Here is a 7,537-nt window from a genome sequence, read left to right on the forward strand (position 1 = left end):
GACGGGTGGCACGATCCTGCTGACGCCTGCGCCGATCAACATGCCGGCCGGAACGGTTGAGCCTCCGACCGGCGGGAGAACCCTTGTGCCATGTGGCTGCTGCCCGTATCTAGAGCGCAAACGGAGACACAGGAGAATACTATGCTGAAAGGACTCGGCGGGCTTGGCGGTCTGGGCGACATGGCCAAGATGATGAAATCCGCGCAGGACCTGCAAACCAAGATGACCGAAATGCAGGAAGAGCTGAACAACATGATGGTTGTCGGCGAATCCGGCGCAGGGCTGGTCAAGGCAACGGCGACAGCCAAGGGTGAACTCAAAGGTCTGGATATCGACCCGTCGATCTTCAACGGTGATGACAAGGAAGTGGTCGAAGACCTGATCCTGGCCGCCATCAAGGATGCGCAGACCAAGGCAACCGCACGTTCGCAAGAAGAAATGGCCAAGCTGACCGAAAGCATGGGCTTGCCCGCAGACATCAAGCTGCCGTTCTGAGCTTCATCTTTTCTAAAATACTCCCGCCGGAGGCTCCCTCCGGCGCAAAGCAGGATTGGCCATGAGTTCGAACAGCGACATCGACAACCTGATCGACCTGATGGCCAAACTGCCGGGCCTGGGCCCGCGCTCGGCCCGCCGCGCGGTTCTGCATCTGATCCGCAAACGCGCCCTGCTGCTGACGCCCCTGTCTGATGCCATGCAGCAGGTCGCGATCACGGCCCGGGAATGCCTGAATTGCGGCAACGTGGGCACCACCGATATCTGTGACATCTGCAACGATGAGGCCCGCGCAACCGGCGAGCTGTGCGTGGTCGAAGACGTCGCCGATCTGTGGGCGATGGAGCGTGCCGGAGTGTTCAAAGGCCGTTATCACGTTCTGGGCGGCACACTGTCGGCGCTGGACGGGATCGGCCCCGACGAGTTGCGCATTCCCCGCCTCAAAGACCGGGTTGTGGCCGAAGGGATTTCCGAGGTCATCCTGGCGCTGAACGCCACCGTCGATGGCCAGACCACCGCCCACTACATCGCCGATCAGCTTGAGGGGCAGGTGCGCCTGACCTCGCTGGCGCAGGGTGTGCCGATTGGCGGAGAGCTGGATTATCTGGATGACGGGACGATCACGGCCGCGCTGCGGGCGCGGAAGGAACTGTAGCGAACCTCAGAGGATCAGGGCGATAACTGCGCCATCGCCCCAGCACGTATCAACGCGGGCTCACGGGCTTCAGGTATATGCGCCAGACGAGTAGGTCAGCTCATACGAGTGGCTGTAGATTTCGAATACGATACCAAAGGGGTCTTCAACATAGACCATTCGGTAAGGCTTTTCTCCGGGATAGTAGTGCCGTATCGGCATCCTCTGTTTTCCACCAGCCTGCACAATCTTTTCGACCAGACCTTCGACGTCAGGGTCCTGAATGCAAAAGTGAAACGTGCCATTTCTGCGGAAATCGATGTTGTTTTCAGGCTCGTAATTCCCGTCAAACTCGAAGAGTTCAATTCCAATCCTGTCCGCTGTCGCGAGATGCGCGATACGCAGTTTCCTCCAGTCCGGGCCAAAAACATCCGTGCACATAACGCCAATATCCGAGTCATCCTCGACCACGTCGGTGGGCGGCATGATGACGTAAAAACCCAAGACCTCGGAATAGAACTTCACGGCTTCGTCCACGTTTGGAACGGACAACCCGATATGTGAAAAAGTCCTTGGAAACTGAGACATAGAAGGCTCCTCAATCTGCTAAGACGTAAAACTATTGGACAGCGATTAGTTTTCAAGTTGCTTCCCAAGCCTTCATAGCAGGGTTCACCCCGCTGCATGGGTCATGACCCGGAGATAAAATACTCGCTACAAAGCAAAAGGGGCTTTGCCTTCCGTGCGCGCGTAGTAGAATGCCTCGGACTTGATCCCTTTGATTGGAATACGTTATGGCCCGCCTTCTCGCCCTCGCCTTCGCCACGTTCACTGCAACCGCCGCCCTGTCGCAGGACCTTGTGGACAAGGGCTTTGTCGAAGGTTGGAACATCATGATGGACCCAGCGCTTGGCAACGGGTGCCTGATCCAGACGGTGTATCAGGATCTCTCGGTGGTGCGGCTGGGCTATGACGCGCTGGGCAATCGTGGGTATTTCGCCGTTTACAACAAGGCATGGGGCGACATTAAACAGGGTGAGAGTTACCCGATCCGCTTTGATCTGGACGGCAAAAGCTATGATGCGACGGCCATCGGGTTCAACGAACGCGACGTGCCGGGCGCAACCGTGTTTTTCACCGACCGGAGCTTTGTGAACGCCATCGCTCAGAACAAAACGATGACCGTCTACAATCCGGCAGGTGAAGTGGTGATGGCCATCGATCTGAAAGGCACCGCCAAGGCGCTGGACTATGCGCGGGACTGCCAGAACAAAAAGCTCTAACGAATCGGATCGAACAGGGCGTCCTTAGCGGTGCAGTCGCGGATCACGTCGCGGCCACAGGGTACGGGATCAAGATCGCGGGACAGGCACAGGCGGACTTCTTCGATATAGCCCTGTTTGCAGGTGATCGTGATCATGTCGCGCTCCAACTCCGGGTTGGCCTTCAGGAATGCCTCCTCGACCACCGAAGCCGGCAGTTTGACGGATGAATCCAGCTTGCGGAACACCTCAGGGCGCTTGACCGCTTCATAAGCCCGCCGGGACAAGGCAAAATAGTCGGATGCCGACAATCCCGAGCATGTGCCGTGTTTCTTCCATTGATGCCAAGCAAGGCCGGAGCTGCCCTGAATATCCTCCATTTCCCGCGTCATGCGTCGCGAAGGTGGGCTTTCGGGGGTACGGCAGTAGGACGGCCAGCCCTGATGGAACTGTGGCCATAACCCGTGCAGTATCCAGCCGTGATCATGCCGATCGTCACATTGATCCGAGCCGCGCGCGTCACCTTCGCGGGCGCACCAGTTGGGCGACCAGCTGAGCGACAGCACGTAGTAATCGAACTCGCCCGCCTTTTCGCCCTCGGCCAGCGCAGCGACCGCGCTCAAGATCCACAAAACCAGCCCCGTAATCCCTTGGCGCATTCGCCTCTTCCCTTCTTGCCTTTGCGCGACTATATACGGGCGAAGTTCCCCGACAACGGAAACCTGCCCCAAAACCAAGGGGCCGCCGAATTCCGGCGACGGGACAGATGTATGTATAGGAGACGGGCTGATGGCAAAACCGCTTATGGCCAAGGCAACCGCCGTATGGCTGGTGGACAACACCACGATCAGCTTCAAGCAGATCGCGGATTTCGTAGGAATGCACGAGTTGGAAGTGCAGGGTATCGCTGATGGCGACGTCGCCGCCGGCGTCAAGGGCTTTGACCCGATCGCCAACAACCAGCTGACCCAGGAAGAAATCGACGCGGCACAGAACAACCCGCTTCACAAGCTGAAGCTCAAGTTCAACCCATCGGCCGCCGGCGAGGAAAAGCGCCGTGGCCCGCGTTACACGCCGCTTTCGAAACGCCAGGACCGTCCGAACTCGATCCTGTGGCTGGTCAAGTTCCACCCGGAACTCAGCGACGGCCAGATTGCCAAGCTGGTCGGCACCACCAAGCCCACCATCCAGTCGATCCGCGAACGCACGCACTGGAACATCACCAACATGCAGCCGATTGATCCTGTTGCTCTGGGTCTGTGCAAACAGTCTGAACTGGACACCGCCGTGCAGAAAGCGGCGGCCAAGAAAGCAGCTGAAGGCGGCGTGATGAGCGATGACGAGCGTCGCAAGCTGGTCTCGACCGAGCAGTCGCTGGAAATGGACGCAGCGCCGAAAATCCCGACCGCAATAGAAGGCCTGGAAACCTTCTCGCTGTCCGACGAGCCGTCGGAAGAGAAAGAAGACGAACCGATCATCGACGCAGACAGCTTTTTCAACCTGCCCAAGGGTGGGGCGGATGACGAAGACGAAGACGATCTTCGCCCGTAACGCGCAAACAGCCTCGGCCATGACGGCTGGGGCTTTTTTCACGGACTTGCCATGCTGAACGTTCTATCTGCGGTATTTGGCCCGCACCGCGCCGTCACGATTTATGCCTTTCTGAAAACGTGGGGGCTTGGTCTGGCCGGCGGCGTTGTCATGATTGCCATCGTCACGACATTGTTTCTGCTGGGGGATGAAGGCGAACACGAGCATGAGGCATTTCTGACCGTCCCGGTTCTGTCTGCAACTCCGGTGAACGGAGATCTGAAAAACGGCGTCGTGGCATCGGTCCGCTTGCCTGATGGGTCCGCCACATCGATTACGTCCACAGATGCGCAGATTTCGCAGACAGTGGGCACGACGGCCTGTATCGAAAAACGCGTTTACGTCGAAAGCGGAGAAGCCCGATACCGGTTCAAACTGCCACGTCTGTGCGACGGTAGTTGATCGACGGAACCGAACGGATAAAAGCCGCCCGATGTGACACCGGGCGGCTTTTGCGTTCAAACCAATTGAAAGATGATACCAGCCACGATTGCGCCACCGACCCCCAGGGTCAGATAGGTTGCAAAGACACGTGGTTTGACCAATGACCAGACTGCAGCCATCGCCGGGATGGAACTGACGGCACCGGCAACCATGAACGACATGGCCGCACCCGCTGTCATACCTTGCTCCATCAACCCTGCCAGCAAAGGCGGCGCCACGTAGGAGTTCAGGTATGCCGGCATACCCACCAGCGCAGCAACTACGATCGGCAGCACGCCTTCTCCGCCAACCAAGCCTGCGATCAAGTCGGCGGGGACATAGTTTACCAAAAGCGCCTCCAGCACATAAGCCAGCGCAAGCCATTTCAATAGGAACAGACCGTTGTGCACGAATTCCGAACGGAACCGGGCGCGACGCTCGGGCTCCTGCCAGAATTTCCAGACCGGTTTGTCATCCGTTTTCGGACCACATCCGCAGCACCCGGCGGGCTTGTATTCGCGCAAGGGCTGGGCAAACGCGCCGTTGCGCATCAGCAACCGAACCGCGAACCCACCGAACAGGCCAAGCGCAACAGCCGCAACAGCCTTGCCGATGGCAAAGGGCCATCCCAGCGCACCGGCGGTAATCAAAAGCGTCGGCGGATCGATCAAGGGTGAGCTGAGCCAGAACGCCATGACCGCGGACAACGGCGCACCAAGGGCCAGAAGACCCGCAATAAAGGGGATAACCTCGCAAGAACAGAACGGTGCAAGACCACCGAACAAGGCAGCCAGAAAGATCATCCGGGTTTCGCGCCCCTCAAAGGCACGCGCCACCATCACCTCTGCGCCGGTCGCCTTGAGGTAAGACAGCAGAAGCACTGCAAACAGAATATACTGCCCTGTATGCGCCAGAGCCTTGGCTGCAAATGTCACCACCTCGGGCAAGTTTCCGGGATCCAGGATCGCCACCGCCGCCAGAATGACGACGATCAGCGTCCAGGGTGTCTTGATCAGGTCCAGCGCCACTTTGGCAGTCATGCGCGGGTTCTGCGTCAAATCAGCCATCGTTCGCAGCCTTTCCAACTTCGTCAGCACAGCACTCGCTGAGAATGAATTGCGCCAGATTTCTCAATTCGTCGTAATTGGCGCGGTTGATCGTGGTTCGACCGACCTTTTCCTGTTCGACCACTCCACCGGCCGCAAGAAACCGCAGGTGATGGGCCAGGGTCGACGGGGCAATCCCTGTCCGGTCCTGTATCTCGCCAACGGTCAATCCGGCTTTGCCAGCCCGGACCAGCGTCTTGAGGACTTTCAGCCGAGCTTCAGAGCCCATGGCGGAAAATCCGGCAGCAGCAGCTTCCCACATCCACTATCTCCATTAAACTAGATTTATGGTTACTTAGTCCGAAGGAACTCTCCGGTCAACCCCGCCGACAAAATTTCGTGACTGCGATGTAAGTCCAGATTGCCCCAGCCTTAAGTCCACCCTATAAGCAGGCATGGGGATTTCGGTCGATACATTCTTTCTCGAGCTCAATGGTCAGGGCACATTGCAGGCCCAGATCCAGCAGATGATTGCCGAAGGCATCTTGTCCGGTCGCTTTCACGTCGGAGAAAAACTCCCTTCGTCACGCAAACTGGCCGCGCATCTGGGTGTCAGCCGAATAACGGTGACGTTGGCCTACACCGAACTTTTGGCCAATGACTACCTGACGGCCAAGGGGCGGTCCGGGTATTACGTTTCGCAAAACGCACCTGTCCCGCCCAAGTATTCGCCTGTCCAGCGCGGCACCGAATCCGTTGACTGGGACAAGGCGCTGGCGCGCCGCTTTCTGGACAGTGACGTTCTGCCAAAACCCAGCGACTGGCGAGAGTACCGTTATCCGTTCATCTACGGGCAGGCTGACCGAACCTTGTTTGACCACGCCAACTGGAGGTTATGCGCCGTCCGCGCGTTGGGACACAAGGATTTCGATTCGCTGACCGGAGATTACGTGGATCAGGATGATCCGTTGTTGATCGAATTTATTGCCCGTCACACTCTACCTCGCCGTGGCATCGCGGCCCGTCCCGAAGAGATCTTGATCACTCTGGGCGCGCAGAACGCGCTCTGGCTGGCATCGCGCATCTTGCTGACGCACAATCGCACGGCCGTCATAGAAGACCCATGTTACTATGCACTGCGAAGTCTTCTGAACCATTGGGATTGTGCGGTAACACCCTTGAGTGTGGACAGGGACGGTTTGCCTCCAGAGGCGATTCCCGACGAAGCGGACGTCATCTTTACCACCCCCAGCCATCAAAGCCCGACAACCGCAACGATGCCGATCGACCGTCGCAACCAGTTGCTGGACCGAGCACGCGATCTGGATGCGATGGTTGTCGAGGATGACTATGAGTTTGAAATGGCCTTCCGAGGCGCCCCTTCGCCGGCGCTGAAATCCATGGATCGGGATGGGCGCGTGATTTATGTCGGCAGTTTTTCCAAGTCGCTGTTTCCAGGATTGCGACTTGGATACATGGTCGGCTCAGAGCCCTTTATCCGCGAGGCGCGCGCGCTGCGCTCCTTGGTTCTGCGCCACCCGCCAGGCCACATTCAGCGCACGGCGGCGTATTTCCTGTCGTTGGGCCATTACGACGCGCAAATTCGGCGTATGTCGAAGGCCTTGCAAGAACGGCGCGACGCGATGGACGAAGCCATCGCGGAAAGTGGGCTGACCGTGGCTGGACGGGGTGTGATTGGCGGCTCTTCAATGTGGATGTCAGCCCCTGAACACATCGACACAACTCAACTGGCATTAAGGCTGCAAAACCAGAGTGTTCACATTGAGCCGGGCGCACCGTTCTTCTCGGGGCCCGACAGGCCACAGAATTTCTATCGCTTGGGCTATTCCTCCATTCCAACAGACCGCATCGCGCCCGGCGTGAAACTGATCGCCGACGCAATTCGGGCCGTTTGAGCCTCATCTGGACCTAATCCGGCTTTCGTTTTGGCCCTAACGCAGGTCGCACCCTTGCGCCAAAACCATATCAAACGCCGGGCACAGTGCCCGGTTTCACTCACTCTTGGTTGGAGAGCACTCAGATGAAGATGACGACGGAAGAGGCGTTTGTTAAGGTTTTGCAGATGC

Annotated in this window: 10 protein-coding genes; 6 read left to right on the forward strand and 4 right to left on the reverse strand. The window is 58.1% G+C overall.

Annotated elements, in window-relative coordinates; translation table 11 throughout:
- Positions 1-141 precede the first annotated feature (141 nt).
- Both GOW60_RS19990 and recR read left to right on the forward strand, forming a co-directional pair.
- Entirely contained in the window at positions 142-495 is a 354-nt protein-coding gene (locus tag GOW60_RS19990) for a YbaB/EbfC family nucleoid-associated protein (protein WP_171230662.1), read from the forward strand.
- A gap of 61 nt (positions 496-556) precedes the next feature.
- Positions 557-1,150 carry a recombination mediator RecR gene (gene recR, locus GOW60_RS19995; RefSeq protein ID WP_171230663.1) on the forward strand — a complete coding sequence of 198 codons (594 nt, stop codon included), beginning with the start codon at positions 557-559 and terminating at the stop codon, positions 1,148-1,150.
- A 69-nt stretch (positions 1,151-1,219) separates the two neighbouring features.
- On the opposite strand, the gene GOW60_RS20000 is transcribed toward recR, so the two are convergent.
- The gene (locus tag GOW60_RS20000; RefSeq protein ID WP_152459208.1) at positions 1,220-1,717 is read right to left on the reverse strand and encodes a lactoylglutathione lyase family protein; all 498 of its coding nucleotides are present in this window, start codon (positions 1,715-1,717) and stop codon (positions 1,220-1,222) included.
- 206 nt (positions 1,718-1,923) lie between these two features.
- Here GOW60_RS20000 and GOW60_RS20005 point away from each other — a divergent pair, with 206 nt between their 5' ends.
- A complete protein-coding gene (locus tag GOW60_RS20005; protein WP_152459209.1) occupies positions 1,924-2,412 on the forward strand; it encodes a hypothetical protein in 489 nt (162 codons plus the stop codon).
- Here GOW60_RS20005 and GOW60_RS20010 read toward each other — a convergent pair.
- Positions 2,409-3,050, reverse strand: a complete 642-nt coding sequence (locus GOW60_RS20010) for a ribonuclease T2 (protein WP_171230664.1) — start codon at positions 3,048-3,050, stop codon at positions 2,409-2,411. The two genes, GOW60_RS20005 and GOW60_RS20010, sit on opposite strands and share 4 nt — an antisense overlap.
- Positions 3,051-3,180: 130 nt before the next feature.
- Here GOW60_RS20010 and GOW60_RS20015 point away from each other — a divergent pair, with 130 nt between their 5' ends.
- Positions 3,181-3,942, forward strand: a complete 762-nt coding sequence (locus GOW60_RS20015) for a DUF1013 domain-containing protein (RefSeq protein WP_171119869.1) — start codon at positions 3,181-3,183, stop codon at positions 3,940-3,942.
- Between the two features lie 51 nt (positions 3,943-3,993).
- On the forward strand, positions 3,994-4,383 hold the full coding sequence (locus tag GOW60_RS20020; protein ID WP_170347299.1) for a hypothetical protein: 390 nt from the start codon (positions 3,994-3,996) through the stop codon (positions 4,381-4,383).
- 56 nt (positions 4,384-4,439) lie between these two features.
- On the opposite strand, the gene GOW60_RS20025 is transcribed toward GOW60_RS20020, so the two are convergent.
- Together GOW60_RS20025 and GOW60_RS20030 are read right to left on the reverse strand one after the other, a co-directional pair.
- Complete coding sequence (locus tag GOW60_RS20025; protein ID WP_171230665.1) at positions 4,440-5,471, reverse strand: permease; 1,032 nt, start codon at positions 5,469-5,471, stop codon at positions 4,440-4,442.
- Complete coding sequence (locus tag GOW60_RS20030) at positions 5,464-5,772, reverse strand: helix-turn-helix transcriptional regulator (protein WP_171207031.1); 309 nt, start codon at positions 5,770-5,772, stop codon at positions 5,464-5,466. The genes GOW60_RS20025 and GOW60_RS20030 overlap by 8 nt, the downstream gene beginning before the upstream one ends.
- A gap of 133 nt (positions 5,773-5,905) precedes the next feature.
- Here GOW60_RS20030 and GOW60_RS20035 point away from each other — a divergent pair, with 133 nt between their 5' ends.
- Positions 5,906-7,366, forward strand: coding sequence for a PLP-dependent aminotransferase family protein (locus GOW60_RS20035; protein WP_171119873.1), 1,461 nt, complete (start codon positions 5,906-5,908; stop codon positions 7,364-7,366).
- The last annotated feature ends 171 nt before the right edge of the window (positions 7,367-7,537 follow it).

This window comes from Ruegeria sp. HKCCA4008, assembly GCF_013033125.1.
Taxonomy (GTDB): Bacteria; Pseudomonadota; Alphaproteobacteria; order Rhodobacterales; family Rhodobacteraceae; genus Ruegeria.